This is a genomic window from Methanolobus chelungpuianus (assembly GCF_024500045.1).
In the GTDB taxonomy this organism is placed as follows: domain Archaea; phylum Halobacteriota; class Methanosarcinia; order Methanosarcinales; family Methanosarcinaceae; genus Methanolobus; species Methanolobus chelungpuianus.
The window spans coordinates 322,389-337,941 of record NZ_JTEO01000004.1; the positions used below are offsets into that span (position 1 = coordinate 322,389).

18 protein-coding genes are annotated in these 15,553 nt (G+C 49.9%); 7 read left to right on the forward strand and 11 right to left on the reverse strand.

All coding sequences use genetic code 11. From position 1 onward, the window contains the following. Position 1: 1 nt before the first annotated feature. The 4 genes from mtrD to PV02_RS06125 form a co-directional block, all read right to left on the reverse strand. Positions 2 to 703: a tetrahydromethanopterin S-methyltransferase subunit D gene (gene mtrD, locus PV02_RS06110; RefSeq protein WP_256623066.1), complete on the reverse strand. Its 702-nt coding sequence runs from the start codon at positions 701 to 703 to the stop codon at positions 2 to 4. Positions 704 to 717: 14 nt separating this feature from the next. Then, positions 718 to 1,629, reverse strand: coding sequence for a tetrahydromethanopterin S-methyltransferase subunit E (mtrE, locus tag PV02_RS06115; RefSeq protein WP_256622495.1), 912 nt, complete (start codon positions 1,627 to 1,629; stop codon positions 718 to 720). 250 nt (positions 1,630 to 1,879) lie between these two features. Continuing rightward, complete coding sequence (locus PV02_RS06120) at positions 1,880 to 2,266, reverse strand: DUF5402 family protein (RefSeq protein WP_256622496.1); 387 nt, start codon at positions 2,264 to 2,266, stop codon at positions 1,880 to 1,882. Next, entirely contained in the window at positions 2,263 to 3,294 is a 1,032-nt protein-coding gene (locus tag PV02_RS06125; protein ID WP_256622497.1) for a peptidase U32 family protein, read from the reverse strand. Before PV02_RS06125 ends, PV02_RS06120 begins: the two co-directional genes overlap by 4 nt. 84 nt (positions 3,295 to 3,378) lie before the next feature. Here PV02_RS06125 and PV02_RS06130 point away from each other — a divergent pair, with 84 nt between their 5' ends. Beyond that, a complete protein-coding gene (locus PV02_RS06130) occupies positions 3,379 to 4,191 on the forward strand; it encodes a sugar phosphate isomerase/epimerase family protein (RefSeq protein WP_256622498.1) in 813 nt (270 codons plus the stop codon). Here the strand turns inward: PV02_RS06130 and PV02_RS06135 are convergent. Next, entirely contained in the window at positions 4,188 to 4,610 is a 423-nt protein-coding gene (locus tag PV02_RS06135; protein WP_256622499.1) for a universal stress protein, read from the reverse strand. The genes PV02_RS06130 and PV02_RS06135 overlap by 4 nt on opposite strands. A 162-nt stretch (positions 4,611 to 4,772) precedes the next feature. Here PV02_RS06135 and PV02_RS06140 point away from each other — a divergent pair, with 162 nt between their 5' ends. Next, a complete protein-coding gene (locus PV02_RS06140; RefSeq protein ID WP_256622500.1) occupies positions 4,773 to 5,210 on the forward strand; it encodes a DUF5806 family protein in 438 nt (145 codons plus the stop codon). A gap of 66 nt (positions 5,211 to 5,276) precedes the next feature. Here PV02_RS06140 and PV02_RS06145 read toward each other — a convergent pair whose 3' ends face one another. Next, positions 5,277 to 5,531, reverse strand: coding sequence for a hypothetical protein (locus PV02_RS06145; protein WP_256622501.1), 255 nt, complete (start codon positions 5,529 to 5,531; stop codon positions 5,277 to 5,279). 100 nt (positions 5,532 to 5,631) lie between these two features. On the opposite strand from PV02_RS06145, the gene PV02_RS06150 reads away from it, so the two are divergent. Further along, positions 5,632 to 5,928 (forward strand): signal recognition particle protein Srp19, encoded by a 297-nt coding sequence (locus tag PV02_RS06150; RefSeq protein WP_256623067.1) that lies wholly within the window; start codon positions 5,632 to 5,634, stop codon positions 5,926 to 5,928. 100 nt (positions 5,929 to 6,028) lie between these two features. On the opposite strand, the gene PV02_RS06155 is transcribed toward PV02_RS06150, so the two are convergent. The 4 genes from PV02_RS06155 to PV02_RS06170 all read right to left on the reverse strand — a co-directional run bounded on the left by PV02_RS06155 (position 6,029) and on the right by PV02_RS06170 (position 8,996). Beyond that, positions 6,029 to 6,208 (reverse strand): preprotein translocase subunit Sec61beta, encoded by a 180-nt coding sequence (locus PV02_RS06155; RefSeq protein WP_256622502.1) that lies wholly within the window; start codon positions 6,206 to 6,208, stop codon positions 6,029 to 6,031. A gap of 107 nt (positions 6,209 to 6,315) precedes the next feature. Next, positions 6,316 to 7,335, reverse strand: coding sequence for an S-methyl-5-thioribose-1-phosphate isomerase (locus PV02_RS06160; RefSeq protein ID WP_256622503.1), 1,020 nt, complete (start codon positions 7,333 to 7,335; stop codon positions 6,316 to 6,318). A 63-nt stretch (positions 7,336 to 7,398) separates the two neighbouring features. Further along, positions 7,399 to 8,460 carry an AI-2E family transporter gene (locus PV02_RS06165; RefSeq protein WP_256622504.1) on the reverse strand — a complete coding sequence of 354 codons (1,062 nt, stop codon included), beginning with the start codon at positions 8,458 to 8,460 and terminating at the stop codon, positions 7,399 to 7,401. Positions 8,461 to 8,462: 2 nt separating this feature from the next. Continuing rightward, on the reverse strand, positions 8,463 to 8,996 hold the full coding sequence (locus tag PV02_RS06170) for a DUF308 domain-containing protein (RefSeq protein WP_256622505.1): 534 nt from the start codon (positions 8,994 to 8,996) through the stop codon (positions 8,463 to 8,465). Positions 8,997 to 9,240: 244 nt separating this feature from the next. Between PV02_RS06170 and PV02_RS06175 the strand changes: the two genes are divergently transcribed. Together PV02_RS06175 and PV02_RS06180 are read left to right on the forward strand one after the other, a co-directional pair. Beyond that, complete coding sequence (locus tag PV02_RS06175; RefSeq protein ID WP_256622506.1) at positions 9,241 to 11,067, forward strand: HD domain-containing protein; 1,827 nt, start codon at positions 9,241 to 9,243, stop codon at positions 11,065 to 11,067. A 14-nt stretch (positions 11,068 to 11,081) separates the two neighbouring features. Beyond that, entirely contained in the window at positions 11,082 to 11,834 is a 753-nt protein-coding gene (locus PV02_RS06180; protein WP_256622507.1) for a tRNA (adenine-N1)-methyltransferase, read from the forward strand. An 8-nt stretch (positions 11,835 to 11,842) separates the two neighbouring features. On the opposite strand, the gene radB is transcribed toward PV02_RS06180, so the two are convergent. Then, on the reverse strand, positions 11,843 to 12,511 hold the full coding sequence (radB, locus tag PV02_RS06185; RefSeq protein WP_256623068.1) for a DNA repair and recombination protein RadB: 669 nt from the start codon (positions 12,509 to 12,511) through the stop codon (positions 11,843 to 11,845). A 354-nt stretch (positions 12,512 to 12,865) separates the two neighbouring features. Between radB and PV02_RS06190 the strand changes: the two genes are divergently transcribed. Together PV02_RS06190 and nrdD are read left to right on the forward strand one after the other, a co-directional pair. Then, positions 12,866 to 13,117 carry a glutaredoxin family protein gene (locus tag PV02_RS06190; RefSeq protein WP_256622508.1) on the forward strand — a complete coding sequence of 84 codons (252 nt, stop codon included), beginning with the start codon at positions 12,866 to 12,868 and terminating at the stop codon, positions 13,115 to 13,117. A 142-nt stretch (positions 13,118 to 13,259) separates the two neighbouring features. Then, positions 13,260 to 15,551: an anaerobic ribonucleoside-triphosphate reductase gene (nrdD, locus tag PV02_RS06195; protein ID WP_425438350.1), complete on the forward strand. Its 2,292-nt coding sequence runs from the start codon at positions 13,260 to 13,262 to the stop codon at positions 15,549 to 15,551. Positions 15,552 to 15,553: the final 2 nt, after the last annotated feature.

Here is a 15,553-nt window from a genome sequence, read left to right on the forward strand (position 1 = left end):
CTTACATACCTCCAATAGCTACTACACCCATGATCGCAGCCAGGAATGTTGCAACAAAGGATGCGATAACAGCTTTCGGGAATCTCTTGAATTTCGGGTCGTGGAATCCTTCGATGGTTCCTCCTATGTTGTATGAGGGGATGACCGCATTAACGAAGAAAAGACCAATTGCGAAAATGCTTGCTATTCCGACGAAATCCGCCTCGGGCAGCCCGTTTTCAATGCTGAGCAGGGCGTAATATATCAGGGATCCGCCGAGTCCGCCAAGTGCTGCGCCGATAACACCGCTGATGAAGGATGCAGTGGGTATGCCGTGACCCTCCGTACCCTGTGATACGTAGAGATCCTGCCTGTCCTTGGTTATCGGGTCGTACTTGACCTTTGCGGATGCCGCAGGACAACCTACGCCGTAGACGTAGATCCACTGTCCGACAAGCATTGTGACGGATATCATTATCATAGCACCGACTGTGCCGGATGCAAGGATGAGTGCCATGCTGTCAGTGACGTTCATCATGAATCCTGCAGTCACAAGCCCCGTAAGGCCTGCTCCGGCAGCAAGCTGGACTGTACCTGTACCTACACCGGTTGCCTGCGCCATAGCTGCTGGGGCTCCACCTACAGGTATCAAGTGGACACCCATTGAAATAAGTATACCACCGAGGGTTATCAAAATTATATTAAGAAAATCTGCTGTAATAATTCCAACTACATCGATCAAGCTGCCACCTCTGCTTCTTCATCTTTCTTGTAAGCTCCGAATGCACCACGGGCAGCCACTTCGATCTTCCTGTTCCATATAACGAGCAGCAGTACAATGACGACACCTGCTATGATGGATTCCCATCCCAGGGATTCATTGATGGAGGGGTCGAATACGACAGTTATCCATCCGCTGAGGAAGACTACCATACCGAAGGCAATTCCTGTTGCAGGTCCTCCGAACTTGGCACAGAACCAGGAGTTGTCGATACCATTCCTGATACCAGACTCTGCTTTCCTCACGATCTTACCGGAGTTTGCAGCGTTCAGACCTGATCCGAACTCCACGTTCTGGAATTCACGCTCTGCACCATAGTGGACGTCTCCTGTGGAAGATCCTATCGAACCGACAGTGATTCCCCAGATGAATGCCAGCAGTGGAAGTGAGAACGGGTGTCCCATAACGGCTGTCATCAGATATGACACAACAAGTATACAGAATGTGGTAATGAATGCATATCCCATGATGACGGGTGTGTGTGATCTTATTATATCAAGATAGATTGGTTGTTTGAAACGTTTTTGACTTGCACATCTGCCAAAATAACCTGTAACTGAGTAAGTACCATGCACGGCTGCCGCGACAATGGCTCCTACGGCCAGTGCCAGGATGACAGACGCACCAGTACTCATCAGGACGGAAGCAGTAGTTCCACCAATTGCACACATGAGTGCGTTCGATGGTGGTTCACCAGAAATAGCTTTGTTGTAGATCCTGTGTGGATACATCATCTGGGGCGCTAATTGCACCTGGGAGTTCGGGTTACTCTGGGATCCTACGTCAGATTCAAGGTCCTCAGAGGCACCGGCAATAGTTGCCGCGGCTCCTATCAGTGCCATTACGCCCATACTTGTGAGCGGTTCCATTCACATTTCCTCCTTTTTATCATTCTATAGAGTAAATCTCACCAGAAACACAACTAATCTTGTTATGTCTCTTATCATAATTGATATGGCGTAAACTAACGTCAGGTGGTTTGCATTATATTAAATACTTATTAAACCTTTCGAATGACTTCCCATAAAAAGCCTCTATTCTCCGCCATAAAAGTATGAAAAAGGCATAAGTAAAATATAATTATGGCGTGATGTTTTACATTGGTGCATCAGATTGGATTCATTCCCTGCGGTCAAAGTTAAGTATATATATATCCGGTCTCGGCATTTTTCCGCTGCTTCGGGCAAAGTCCATATAGCACCTGCCGCAGAGCAGACGGGAATTGAGGGATGCTATTTCGGCAGTGCCCGGCACAAGCCTTGCAAAAAGGAACGCTGGCTCAACTTCAAGGTCCTGGGATGCCGTTTTGAAATAGCCTGTGATATGCTCTTCGAATATCTCAAGGTCATCGACCTGCAGTCCTCTTGTGTTCAGAGTAATGCCGCAGCATCCGCAGGGAAGTGAAAAGATATCCGCTTCTATAAGGAATACGGGTTTGGCAAGAATGTTCCGCAGTCTGTTCTCAAGTTGCCCGCGACTCTTTGATAATTTGTCCGCTATTGTCATATGTTTCCCTTCTTATGCAATGGCTGCAGTTCTTCCGGCGTGTTGCCTGCGGAATATACCTTTACCACTTTCTCTGCAAGTTTCCTGCAGTATCCGCATCTGATGCACACTTTGTCACAACGCTTCCACTGGGAGATGGCACCTTCCAGCTCTGTGTTCGGTATATAGAACAGGTCCCTTATGTCCTTGGGACAATCAAGAAGGTCCATCAGATTACCGTCATAGTGCCTCCCTGTATATGCCCTGACGTTGTTGAGTATCCAGTTGGGGAAATGCGTCCTGCCTCCTATCTTAAAGGTGTCCGTGATGTGCTCGTATTCTTTCAGGTCTTCCGGCCTTATCCATGGAGATTTGATAAGCTGCTGGGGGTCGTTGATCCTGAGGGAGAGGCATTTGTAGTAATAATAATCGTCAAGCACGTTCAGTTTCGGTCCGGGTCCGTTGGCATGGGAGAAGAAATTGAAATGGGCATACCTGAAAGGACACTGGTAGAGACATCCCTCGTTCACTAGCAGTTTCAGTCCGCAGGACACAGACTCTTTAATAGCTTCAAGTTTTCTGAAATCCCTGTTGATGGCGGGATCTATGACAATGGTATCTGCGCCCAGCTCCTCATAGAACTCAGCCTTCTGGGGAGAGTCCACGAATGAAAGCACTGAAACGACCACTTCCATATCATATTCCCTTGAGAGCATTTCTACGAAGTACGGTTCTGCCACAGTGATAGAATCAATACCGATCTTGCTGAGCTGGCCGAAATACCAGCTGACCTTATTGAAGCCCTGCGGCGTAAGGTGCTGCCCGCCCATGCATGAGCTGTTGAGAACGACCTCCATCTTCACGCCCTTGTCATGCGCGTACTCTGTCTGCTCGCGTATATCCTCAAGGCCCGGCGCGCTGAGGTTCGTCCTTCCCGTCCCTACATAATCGGGTGTTCCGGCCATATAGACTGCGTAGATGTCCTCAGGACCTTCCAGAAGATCCTGCAGTCCCTGCATATGTCCGACGTGCGGTACGTAAAGTTTCATTGCTTGCTGGTAAGCCTGAATTTAGATAAGTATTTTGGTTTGAGCGGCCAAAAGTATATTATATTCCAGTCATGTCTTTAGGGTATGATACTCGGTGCCTCCTCCTTTGCAGGCAGTTTTTCACAGATAGCTTCAGAAGTGGAATCCGTTGAGCTCTATATCCCTAAAATGGGAATCTATACTGATTCGCTGCTCAGGAAGGATCTTCTTGCCGGGATAATTGATGAGCTGTCCACAGTAGACCTGTACACCTCCCTGCATGCTCCGTATTTCGCAACCTCACTCACGTATCCGCAGGATGTGCTGGTTGATACTGCAAATATGGACTCTTCAGCTTTTCGGCTTATCCGGGAATCCATAGAGATGGCCGGAGAGTTTGGCTCACGCGCAGTGGTACTGCATCCGGGCAGGGTGAACGGTGATCGGGAAAAGGCCTTCGGGGCCATGGTCCGCAATCTCGGGATACTCGCACAGGATGCAGAGGAGCACAGCGTGATACTGGGCCTTGAGAACAAGGAAGGTACCGATCAGGGAAATCTTTGCATTGAAGCTGAAGAGCTTATCAGGGCAGTAGAGGAGGTCAACTCCGACAACCTGGGAATCACCTTCGATATAGGGCACGCCAACCTGACCTGTGGTGGCAACATGATGAGACTGCGTGAGTTTGCAGGAAAGATAGCCCGTCATGTGGTGCACGTGCACGTGCATGACAACAGGGGCATCTGGCTTGAACAGTACGACGGCGACGAGCACCTGGCACCCGGGGACGGGATAATAGACTACAGGGTCCTCAGCGAACTGACAGGTTACAGAGGCATCTTTAATATGGAGGTATTCTCAATGGAAGACGTTGTTAAAGGTAAAGGGACGATCCTTAATGCGGTCCGCATACCCTAGGGCTCTGTTATTATACTATAATTAGGTGGGACAACAAGCACCAGCACATCAGATAACTGCAATACCTTTTCGGTCACAGTACCCACAAATTTCTTGATGCCGCTCTTTCCCTGAGTTCCCATCACTATTCTGTCAACGTTGCGCTCCTTCGCCACCTCAACTATCTTTTCGGGAGCACTGCCATCCATGATGAGGGTCTCGATGAATTCCTCCCGGCACCCCATCCTTACAAGCGTGTCCTTGATGGACTGAAGCGCATTCTCAGCTCCCTGCTTGCGCCATGTCTTCCTTGAGACTCCTTTATCCGGCACCACGTGGAGCACTATGAACTGGTACTCGTGTTTCATCGCGATCCTGGCTGCGACCTTTGCAGCGTTCTCCGCATATGCTGAGCCGTCTGTGGGGATCAAGATTCTCATTACAAGGGGATATGTCGCGCAAATATTAAATATTTAGGTTTGTAATTCTTGTAATATACTGGCTGCAATACTGTTAACCGGGGAGCAGTCCTGTTCATGAGATATCCGCATATATCCGGTTTAAGGAGTCTGAAGGTGAACAAGTATCAGAAATTCAAGAAAATGGATAGCAAGAGTTATTCAGATGTGACCCGCTTCCTCAAAAAGACCACACACCTCACTGCAAGGGAGTGGGTTACTGCCCGCCTGTGTGCAGATTTCAAGAACCTGTCCAACCAGTCCGAAATGACATGGATCGGTGAGAAGCTCCCTGAGCTGGTTCCTTTCATGGAGGAAACATATACCCGCCAGGAGGTATCCAATGCCCGCGCCACATTCAAGAAAAAGGTCCAGAAAAGCGGAACAACTTTCTTCTACGCATATTATGCAGGTCTGATAAGCCAGGAGGAAATGCTTGAACTGATCCATCAGATAGTCAGGGACATCAAAAACCTCATGGCAACGGAAGGGAGTGAGATTCCTGAGGAGCACGCAACAGAAGTGCAGTTGCTGATAGCTGAGGTGCTTCGCAGGATAAACGAGTCCCTTGACGAGGACTGAGGGGAATGTAGCAGCATGTGGATGCTGCCGGTGACATCTGCAGGAATGATGTGCAGGAATGCCGACTCACTTAAGTGATCGGAGATATTTCTCTATCATCCTCATTTCTATCTGTCTCAGGTACCTTGCCTGCACCCTGGATACGTAAAGGGTGCTGCTCCCCATTTTTATCACGATATCAGAGTCCTTCGGATCTGTATACTCTACAGGATATATGGCAGGACCGCCGCATGTCGTACACAGCCTGAAATCCCTGCCGGATTTTTTTATGAATTCCTCTACTTCTTTCTCGATCGTGATATGTGCAGGATTATCTGTCATCGGCCTAAAGCGGCTTTTACAATACTTAAACTTTATCGTTTTCCTGAAATGGGTCAGGGCAAATTTAAATTTAATGAGTTCCAATGTATGTCCCATGTTGATGAAGGATAAGGGAAAACTGGTCATCTGGCCTGCCTATATAGATAAGAACAAGTCCCGGAGTAAGGGGCGCATCATATCAAGGAAGTCTTCCGTGAATGAACCCACTCTGCAGGAGATTGGCCTTGCAGCCCAGAAGCTTGGGATGAACCCGGAGATCGAAGAAGATAAGGCCTATCCGAGGTCATGGTGGGAATCAAAGGGCAGGATACTGATTGATGATAGTGCGCCCAAGACCGCATTGTCCAGAAAGATAGCTGCCATGATCAAGGACATGCGATCCGGTCAGGTAAAGTAGGTCTTTTTTACAGGCTTCTGTCAGCAGAAGAATAAAAACACAGAACACGAACAACTGAAAGGACCGGATGTGGCAAGAAAAGGAATTGTTCCCTGAGAGATCAGGGAAGCGGCCATATCCCAAAGCTGGCATCCAGTATGAGTATTGCCAGGCCTATTACCACGCCTGTGGCAACAACTGTTTTTGGATTGATGTGTATTGCTCTCTTGTCAGCCTCGTAATAGCGCATGAGGCCGGCCGATGACATCAGCCCGCTGCCGCTTGATTTCTTTTTAGTCATTATTATCTCCGTCTGCCTTTGTTAAATGATATATCGATTATTATATTATATCTTGCTATTAGTTATTTGCTGTTAGTGATGCATTTAATGATTTAAAAGATTGTGCCCTACATAAGCACCTCATCCAGCAGGAACGGAGGATAGAACACGCCCTTCTCCGTAATGATGCCGCTGATATTCTCCATGGGTGTCGCGTCAAATGCAGGATTGTACACCTTCACATCCATGGGCGCGGTCTGCACACCCCTGCAGAACCTGAGCTCGTCCTCATCCCGCAGCTCGATGGTCACTGTCTCTTCCCAGCCCTCAAAGTCAAATGTAGAGACCGGTGCTGCAATGTAGAAAGGTATCTCGTGCTCTTTTGCAAGCACGGACAATGTGTATGTCCCTATCTTGTTGAAGACTGCATCTCCTGTGATCCTGTCAGCTCCTACTATTATCTTGTCCACCATTCCTTTTCTCATCACATGGCCGGCCATGGAGTCAGTGATAAGGGTCACAGGTATCTTGTCCTGCATGAGTTCCCATGCCGTTATCCGGCTTCCCTGGTTCAGGGGGCGGGTCTCACATGCTATGACGTTGATCCTCTTCCCGGACCCGACTGCCGAGCGCACTACCCCAAGGGCAGTTCCCCAGTCCACGCAGGCCATCCTCCCGGCATTGCAGTAGGTCATGACCGTATCGCCGTCCTTCAGCAGTTTTGCTCCGTGTTTGCCTATCATTTTATTTGTGGCCACGTCCTCGTCTGCTATTCTCCTGGCCTCGGACAGGACGATATCCCTGATGCCTTCCACATCGTATGCATCCGCTGTTGCATCAATCACCCTGTCGACTCCCCAGGCAAGGTTCACAGCTGTCGGGCGCGTGGCTTTGATGGTATTTGCCGCCACATTAAGGTCCCTCATCAGGTCATCCATATTGCCCGCGCTGCTCAGGCTTGCTGCAAGCGCTATCCCGAAAGCTCCTGCTGCACCAAGTGCCGGCGCCCCTCTTATGCGCAGGGATCTGATGGCTTCGCAGAGGGAGCTAAGGGTATTGCATTCGATGACCTTATATTCCACAGGAAGGAGGGTCTGGTCTATCATTACGATAGAATCTGATGCATCGTTCCAGTCTATTGTCCTCATGATATCTACCGGATAAAGGACCTATATGGGATAAAAATGTAAAGGTTTACCGTTATCTGTGCATCAGACTGCCTCAGCTTCATCAGGGATCTTTCTGAGCTTTGTTTCTCCCATCAGCTCTGCCAGCCAGTGTGTCTCCTCGAAGCTCCCCAGGATTGTCCTTACAACCATCGTAAGCGGAGTGCTCAGGAGTGCTCCCGCAGGTCCCAGCACGTATCCCCAATAGACCAGGGACAGGAACACAACGGATGGCGACAGTTCCAGGCCCTTGCCTGCAAGCGAGGGAAACAACACATTTTCCGAGAGGGCATTGATTATCAATATGGCTGCAATGATAGCCAGTGCTCCCAGCGGGCCGTACTGCAGCAGCGCAAGGATGGCGGGAGGGATGACGGCAAGCAGGAGTCCGATGTATGGTATATAGCCCAGCACGAATGCCAGAAAGCCCCACAGGATGGCAAAATCAACACCGGCTATCAGCAGGATGACCGCTGTCCCGATCCCCATCACAAGGTTCGTCTCGGTGCGTATCACCATGTAATCCACCACCTGCCGCCCAAGGTTCTTGATGTTGGCCGCAAGGACAAAGTGTTCTTCCACTTCCCTCTGGACCTTCTTTGAGACTCCCACGGCATCGATCAGCAGGAATGCCGTTGTGATGATTATAAGGCCCACGGTTGTGGCTGCATTCACGGTTCCTGTAAGTATTGATGCCAGAGAGCCCAGCAGGAACAGTGCAATATCGCGGGCAATGGTCCCAAGGGAGATATTCTCCACGGAGGGCAGGTATATACTGAGGCTGTTGAGGGTCTCTATCAGCCGGCTCTGGTAGGTGGGGATGAGCTGATTGAACTGCAATATGGCACTGACGACAAGCAGGCCGATAGCTATGACCATGAGCAGGAAAAGCAGGATTACAAGTGCGACACTGACCACGGGATGTATCCCTTTTTTCTGGAGCTTGTGGATCAAAGGGGCAAGTATGAGTGTTGCGAACAGTGAGAACAGTATTGGTATCAGAATTGATGCAAGTTCGCTGATGCCTATTGTCAGGAGCACTGCAGCAGTAACGGTGAACAAGAGCCTTGCCGGCATCGTGAATGTACCTGTGCTTATATCTCTCATGATTAATGACCTGTGGACCTTTTACTTAAGGCTATATATATTGCAATCATGCCTTCCACGAGGAGCAGGCCGGCTATGACCCATAAAAACATCCGGGCACCTGCAATTATATTCGTGGCCAGGGCCGCGCCTATGATAATACTGATAATGCCGAAAGCCCCAATCCCCCATCCTTCGCCGGTGACCCCGGCCAGCAGTGATGTGATGCCTGTGGCCATTCCCATAATACCAAGTACGAATACAAGGGTCCCGGGCAATATCAGGGCACTCTGTAACGGATGCTGCAGCACAAGGATACCCGCAAGTACTCCGATGATGCCGCTGAGCAGTTTCCAAATTCGGCGCTTTCTGTCGATAAAGACGTTGAGTATCAGGAACAATCCCTGGATCAGCCACCAGAGCCCTAGAAGCAGTGCGATCACAGTCAAAGTAACTCCGGTCCATGTGATGAGCAGGATCCCGAAAATAAGGGAGCTCATGCCTCCCAAAAGCAGGGCCCGGTCATTTATACTGTATTCATAGATCGTAGTTGCCATTCCACTCCCTCATTTGATATCCTTTCCCCGTATCTGGTACGCCAGCCACTTCTTAATCTCATTCCTCTTCAAGGACATACGCAATTTTCTCCTTTCAGTGGCAGCTTGTACTCCTGCCATTGTTTGTCATTATAAACTTATGTCTTTCAGTAGATAAAAAATACACTTATATAAAGCTTAGTAGCTATATTATTGCATTCCTTTTTCCTATGTTTATATATTCTAACATTAGATATTATCTTATATGCAAAAGTCCCTGCTTATCCATGACCCTGTGCACAAGACCATCATCCTTGACGAGTTCGAGCAGATGCTTGTCAATACAAGGCATGTGCAGAGGCTAAGGAACATACAGCAGCTGGGGCTTGTGGACACTGTCTATCCGGGTGCCAATCACACCCGTTTCGAGCACAGTATCGGCACTATGCATATGGCTTCTGTCATCGGCACCTCCCTGGGCCTGGAGCCCGATGAGATCCGCATGGTCAGGGCGGCGGGACTCCTGCATGACGTAGGTCACTCAGCCTTTTCTCATGTAGTGGAAGGGGTCTTGAAAAGGAATCCATCCCTGCAGCCTGACATCAATGGCAACAGGCTCGTCAAGCACGAGGCCTTCACAAGAGATATTATTTCCCGCAGCCTGCCGGAGGACACTTTCATTGCAAGATATGTGGAAAAGGAATTCGGTTCAGACCCGCATGAGTTCTTCGGGGAGATAGCGAAGATAGCCACAGGTGATACCTCCCTTAAGAAGCCGTATCTTGCGCAGGTTATAGCAGACGATGTGGATGCCGACCGTATAGACTTCATGCTGCGCGATTCCTACCATACAGGTGTTTCCTTCGGAATGATCGACGTGGACCAGATAGTGCGCAGCCTTGTTATAAGGAACGAAAACATCGTTCTGGGCAGTCCTGACGGCTCGGGCTATGGGGAGGACATGGCACTCACGGCGGCAGAGTCCCTGCTGATATCCAGGGCTCACCACTATACTGCCATTATCCACAATCCAAAGACCCAGGCATCCCGGGTCATGCTCCTGTACGCGCTTGAGGACGCCCTCGGGAGCTATGAGAAAAAAGCAGGTCTGGAAAAAGCCAGGGAGGAGGTCGTACTCTTTTTCAAGACCTATAATGACACTGACCTTCTGGACTTCATAAGGTCGCATGCATCAGAGAAGTCCCTCCATCTGCTTGCTGATATCCGCGACGGCAACATCTATGCACCTGTTGCAAGGCTCAGCCAGAAGACCATTCCTCCTTCCGTCAGGATGGCCCTGTCCACGATTGCGCGCCATGGGGTGGCTACGAAGAAACTGGAGAGCCTTCTTTCCCGGAAGCTCGGGGACGTGCTTGTGGACCTGAGCGTTGCCTCCGGTATTCCCAAGAGCATGCGTATCTCCCTGGGAAAAGAGGACGCTTTCTTCTATGATGAGTCGGCTCTTGCCAACGGCCTTGTGCGTGCGATTTCAAGGCAGCTTTCCCTCACGGCATTTGCCCATCCATCTGTTGTCACGGAGATGGACAACGAGGCAGTCTCCCTGAGGCTGCGGGAGGCGGTCGACGATCTTTCCCCAAAGCTCCTTCACTTCATACGCACGGAACAATATCTTCCGATAGAAGGTGTGATGCTGCTCTTTTATGGCGTGCACAGCCTTTTTGAAGACAAGGAGGATGGTTTTTTATCCATTCCGAGGCTGAGGCACATCACCTGGCTGTATCGTACCATAAGACAACTGCGTGGGTCTACAAGACTTAGGAACCTCTTTGACTATTCTTTCCATGAGAAGTACGGCTTCCCTTACAGCGACAGGCTCTTCGAGGATATACAGATACTCGTTGCCATGGGCATAGTGGACGAGGACCTGAGGTACTATGAGAAGGGTGGCAGGTTCCGGCAGAGTTATGAATATGTGCTGACATGGGATGGTGTCGAGTACGCAAGGATGCTTGCGGATGCCTACAGGCCGGAATTCGAGGAGATAAGGAATTACCTTGTAATGAACAAGCACTCCATCCCGCGTGACATTGTCACTATCCCGGCTAACAGGTACGTTACTAAAAAACGCTGAACAGGAGTTTAAAAATGTTATCAGGCGAACTGATTATGCTGAAGACCTCCCATCGGGGAAAGGTAAGGGAGTTCATTGTGAACGTTTCCGAAGACGGGTTTCATACGGATTTCGGGATAATCGACCTGTCACTGCTCCTGGAGAAGGAAGCTGGTGATACTGTGGTCTCGCACATGGGCCAGGAGTTCACAATACAGCGCCCGCGCATGCCTGATTTCTTCAATCATGCTAAGCGTTCGGGAGCACCCATGATGCCTAAGGACATAGGTCCCATAATAGCCTATACAGGCCTTAATACGAATGATACTGTGCTGGATGCAGGCACAGGTTCAGGCGTGCTTGCCATGTACCTTGGTTCCATTGCAAAACGCGTGCTCAGTTATGAGGTACGTGAGGATTTCGCGCAGCTCGCCCGGCAGAACATTCTCAGTGCAGGACTTGGTAATGTGGAGATACGCTGCGGGAACATTGTCGACGAGATAGTTACTCTTGAAGAGCGCTTTGATGTGGTCACCCTGGATACTCAGGATTCGAAGGATGTTATTCCCCATGTAAGAAGGGTGCTGAATCCAGGGGGTTTCCTTGTAACGTATTCTCCGTTCTTCGAGCAGACCAAGGACATCCGTCAGGCAATTGATGCCGCCGAGTTCTATGATGTCAGGACCATGGAGTTCTCGGAACGTGAGATCTCATTCTCTGACCGGGGCACCCGCCCGGCAACAGCAAGGGTCGGACATACCGGTTTCATAACAATAGCACGAAAATGAACCGGGATCTATCTCAGGCCTTCGTTAGTTATCCTGAAATCGCGTGACCTGCCTTCGGGGAGCGAGCGGTGCTTCCACAGCTTTGCCCGTCTTGTCCCCTCACCGGTCTTTTCCAGCTGGATGATGGTCTTGGATATGTGTTCTATCCCGCTGCCTCCTATGGGTTTCAGGGTACCTGTGGCAACATCGCTGTAGACCTGGTTGGTTATCACGACCGCAAGTTTATACTTGCGTGCTATCCCGTGCAGGAAACCTATCTGGTTAGAGAGCTCCCTTCTTGACCTGATGCTCGAGTCGTCCTGATCAAGCTCGAAACGGTAGAACGCCGTGGCAGAATCCACAATGATAAGTCCTATCCTGTCAGAAATGAGCTTCTCTATTTCCTTTACTGCAGCATATTGTTCCTCAAAGCTGGTGGGTTCAAAGATTATTATCTCCCGGGCTATCTCCTTTGCATTCTCTCCGGCGATCTGCCTGAATCTCTGGGGTGAGATGGCTTCGGTATCTATATATATTACTTTCTTGCCGCTCTTCACGCATTCAACAGCGAGCTGCATACACAGATTTGTCTTGCCGCTGCCGGCCTCTCCGAATACCTGGGTAACGATGCCGGTCTCAAAGCCTCCCTCCAGGAGCTCATCGATGGACTGGCTTCCGGTCGATAGATGTCTGGTTATCTTTTACACCTCTTGCCTGAAATACCTATAATAGAACTCCTGATATACATCTTTTGGCAAAGTGTCTGTATTCAGATGTGTATCCATCTCAGATTAATTATTATTACCATTACTGATATATATTGTCTGCAATATATTATCTGTTCAAGCATTATAACCGTCATTTCTGTTACCAGAGAGAGTCTGAAAAAGCATTATTAAGCTGGAAGTCATTTTATAATTTACCTCACGGTGAAAAGGACAAGTCAAAATACAATGCCAGCAGAATGTTATTTTTTTCAGTTGGCATTGTAGTTCCTCTCCACTGGAGATTAATATAATAATTCGTTTATATGCTCGAAGGGACGCGAGAGAATGGCTGATGTAACTATATATACAACAAAAACATGCCCAAAATGTGAACAGTTGAAAAAGGTGCTGCAATCAAAAGGTATTCCTTTCAGGACTGCAGACATGTCAACTCCTGAAGCACTCACTGAACTGAAGTTCAATGGTGTATTCACAATGACCGCACCGGTACTCCAGATCAACGATGAATTTTTAACCCATAAAGACCTCTTCAAGGGTCCTGATGTGAACCTGGAAGCCCTGAGCAGCCTGCTCTGAAGTTTATGGGTGCTGAGGTGGGAAGATGGAAGGATGCACTACTGTAACTAAGGCTGATGCCAGGGAAGATGATCACGAACAGGCCGATCTGGCCTGTGATGCTCAGGTTCAGTCCGGGGAAAAGAAAGGGACGCCGATAAACATGACACAGACAAGCAAGCCACTTGCTATTCAAAAAACGCTTGATGGTCACACCATATCCATTATGCCCAAGGTCCGCACCACAGCAGGGCACATGGTAGAGTGGGACCGCAATATCATAATTAACCAGTTAATAAAAGAGACAAAGCTCTCTGAACGCTTTCACGGGATGCCTGGCATGCAGAAGGAAGAAGCCCAGGACATTGCAAAAGAGGTGGAGCGCCGTATCAGGAGCCTTGAGCTCAAGTTCCTTTCCGGCCCCCTTATCAGAGAAGTTGTCAACATAGTGCTCCTTGAGAGAGGCCACACTGAATGGAGGAACATCTCCACCAGAGTAGGTACCCCTGTGTACGATGCCTGCGAGATAGACCTTGGCAGCGGTTTCGAAGCAAAGGACAACGCTAACTTGCAGGAGAATGCCGAGACCTCCCACAAGAAGAAGGCGGATAAGATCTCCAAGGAACAGTACCTTCTCCTCCTCCCGCCAAAGACTGCGGATCTGCATCTTAACGGTGACATCCATATCCACGACCTCGAGTACCTGGGTACCCGTGCGTTCTGTCAGGACTGGGATCTCAGGTACTTCTTCTACTACGGGCTCATGCCTGACGGCTCCGGTGCCAAGGCAAGTGTCGCTGGCCCGGCCATGAAGGCGGAAGTAGCAATGCTGCACGCTGTAAAGGCCCTCGGAAGCGCCCAGACCAACTTTGCAGGCGGTCAGGGATTTTACAATTTCCTTACCTTCATTGCTCCATACTTCGAAGGTAAGGGCTACCTTGAGATCAAGCAGCTCATGCAGATGTTCGTGTACGAGATGACCCAGATGATGGTCGCCCGCGGAGGGCAGGTCGTCTTCTCCTCTGTGCAGCTCTCCCCGGGAGTACCAAAGCTCTGGAAGGATAAGCCTGCGGTCTACAAGGGCAGGGTTCACGATGGCACCAATGGCACCGAGAAGCGCACATACGGAGAATTCGAGCGTGAGGTGCGCCTGGCGTTCAAGGCACTCATGGATGTCATGATCGAGGGTGACAACTGGGGCAAGCCCTTCAATTTCCCAAAACCCGAGATATCCATCGAGCCTGATTTCATGGAAGAGGACGGTTTCTTCAACAGGGCACACCCTGAGCTTCCGACCTACGAGCAGCTTTACGATATGACCTTCGAGCTGGCCGCCAAGTTCGGTACGCCTTACTTCGACAACCAGCTGCCGGAGTACAGGGGCGCAGGCGAGGGCATATCATGCTACCAGTGCTGTGCTTACCAGTTCTCGGCAAATGCTGATGCTGATGCCAGCTTTGAGGACAAGCTAATGTTCAAGGACGGGAAGCACTTCTCAATGGGTTCCTGGCAGGTCGTATCCCTTAACTGTCCCAGGGCTGCCTACAGGGCCAAGGGAAATGATGAGGCACTGTTCGCCGACCTCAAGAACCTCATGGACCAGAGCATCAAGCTGTTCAAGACAAAGCGCAGCTGGATGGAGAGCATCATCGAGAACAACAGGATGCCTTTCGCGACCCAGAGGCCGAAGGACCCTGTGACAGGCGAGAAGGGTGCAATAGCTGTCGATATCGATGCACTGGTCTACACCATAGGTGTGATCGGTATCAATGAGATGGTGCAGTATCATGTAGGCTCCCAGATACATGAATCAAAGGAAGCCTTCAAGTTTGCCATCAGGGCAATGACCGAGATGGAGATGTACGGCAAGGAGCTAAGCCAGAAACACGGCATGGAAATTGCACTCGCCCGTACTCCTGCAGAAACCACATGCCAGAGGTTTGCGGTGTCGGACATGCTGCATGAGGAATATAAGGATGCCGTCCTGCAGGTAGTCAAGGGCGACAAGGAAGCAGCCCTTGCAAATATCAAGCGTACCCATGACCTGCCTGTCTATTACACCAATGGCACCCATGTTCCTCCGGGTGCCAACGTATCGCTGATAGACCGGATAAACATAGAGCATGTGTTCTTCCCAATAGTGGACGGAGGCAATATCTGTCATATATGGATGGGTGAAGGCTCTCCGGATGCAAAGGGCCTCAGGGAGTTCGCGATGAATATCGCAAAGAACACGCAGATAGGCTATTTCGCCTTCACCAAGGATATGACTGTATGCCTCAACGATTTCCATATCATGTCCGGCCTGAAGGAATGCTGCGAGAACTGCGGCTCCGGTGATGTGGAGCAGCTCTCAAGGGTAACCGGCTATGTCCAGGCCGTGCACGGCTGGAACGCTGCCAAGAGGCAGGAGCTGGCAGACAGGATGCGTTACAGTTCAAGTGACATGATCTGATA

Bases quoted from the DNA above. Each gene is read 5' to 3' on its own strand.
- mtrE (WP_256622495.1), bottom strand. From the start codon at position 1,629: ATGGAACCGCTCACAAGTATGGGCGTAATGGCACTGATAGGAGCCGCG.
- PV02_RS06120 (WP_256622496.1), bottom strand. From the start codon at position 2,266: ATGACAATAGCGGACAAATTATCAAAGAGTCGCGGGCAACTTGAGAAC.
- PV02_RS06125 (WP_256622497.1), bottom strand. From the start codon at position 3,294: ATGAAACTTTACGTACCGCACGTCGGACATATGCAGGGACTGCAGGAT.
- PV02_RS06130 (WP_256622498.1), top strand. From the start codon at position 3,379: ATGATACTCGGTGCCTCCTCCTTTGCAGGCAGTTTTTCACAGATAGCT.
- PV02_RS06135 (WP_256622499.1), bottom strand. From the start codon at position 4,610: ATGAGAATCTTGATCCCCACAGACGGCTCAGCATATGCGGAGAACGCT.
- PV02_RS06140 (WP_256622500.1), top strand. From the start codon at position 4,773: ATGGATAGCAAGAGTTATTCAGATGTGACCCGCTTCCTCAAAAAGACC.
- PV02_RS06145 (WP_256622501.1), bottom strand. From the start codon at position 5,531: ATGACAGATAATCCTGCACATATCACGATCGAGAAAGAAGTAGAGGAA.
- PV02_RS06150 (WP_256623067.1), top strand. From the start codon at position 5,632: ATGAAGGATAAGGGAAAACTGGTCATCTGGCCTGCCTATATAGATAAG.
- PV02_RS06155 (WP_256622502.1), bottom strand. From the start codon at position 6,208: ATGACTAAAAAGAAATCAAGCGGCAGCGGGCTGATGTCATCGGCCGGC.
- PV02_RS06160 (WP_256622503.1), bottom strand. From the start codon at position 7,335: ATGAGGACAATAGACTGGAACGATGCATCAGATTCTATCGTAATGATA.
- PV02_RS06165 (WP_256622504.1), bottom strand. From the start codon at position 8,460: ATGAGAGATATAAGCACAGGTACATTCACGATGCCGGCAAGGCTCTTG.
- PV02_RS06170 (WP_256622505.1), bottom strand. From the start codon at position 8,996: ATGGCAACTACGATCTATGAATACAGTATAAATGACCGGGCCCTGCTT.
- PV02_RS06175 (WP_256622506.1), top strand. From the start codon at position 9,241: ATGCAAAAGTCCCTGCTTATCCATGACCCTGTGCACAAGACCATCATC.
- PV02_RS06180 (WP_256622507.1), top strand. From the start codon at position 11,082: ATGTTATCAGGCGAACTGATTATGCTGAAGACCTCCCATCGGGGAAAG.
- PV02_RS06190 (WP_256622508.1), top strand. From the start codon at position 12,866: ATGGCTGATGTAACTATATATACAACAAAAACATGCCCAAAATGTGAA.
- nrdD (WP_425438350.1), top strand. From the start codon at position 13,260: ATGACACAGACAAGCAAGCCACTTGCTATTCAAAAAACGCTTGATGGT.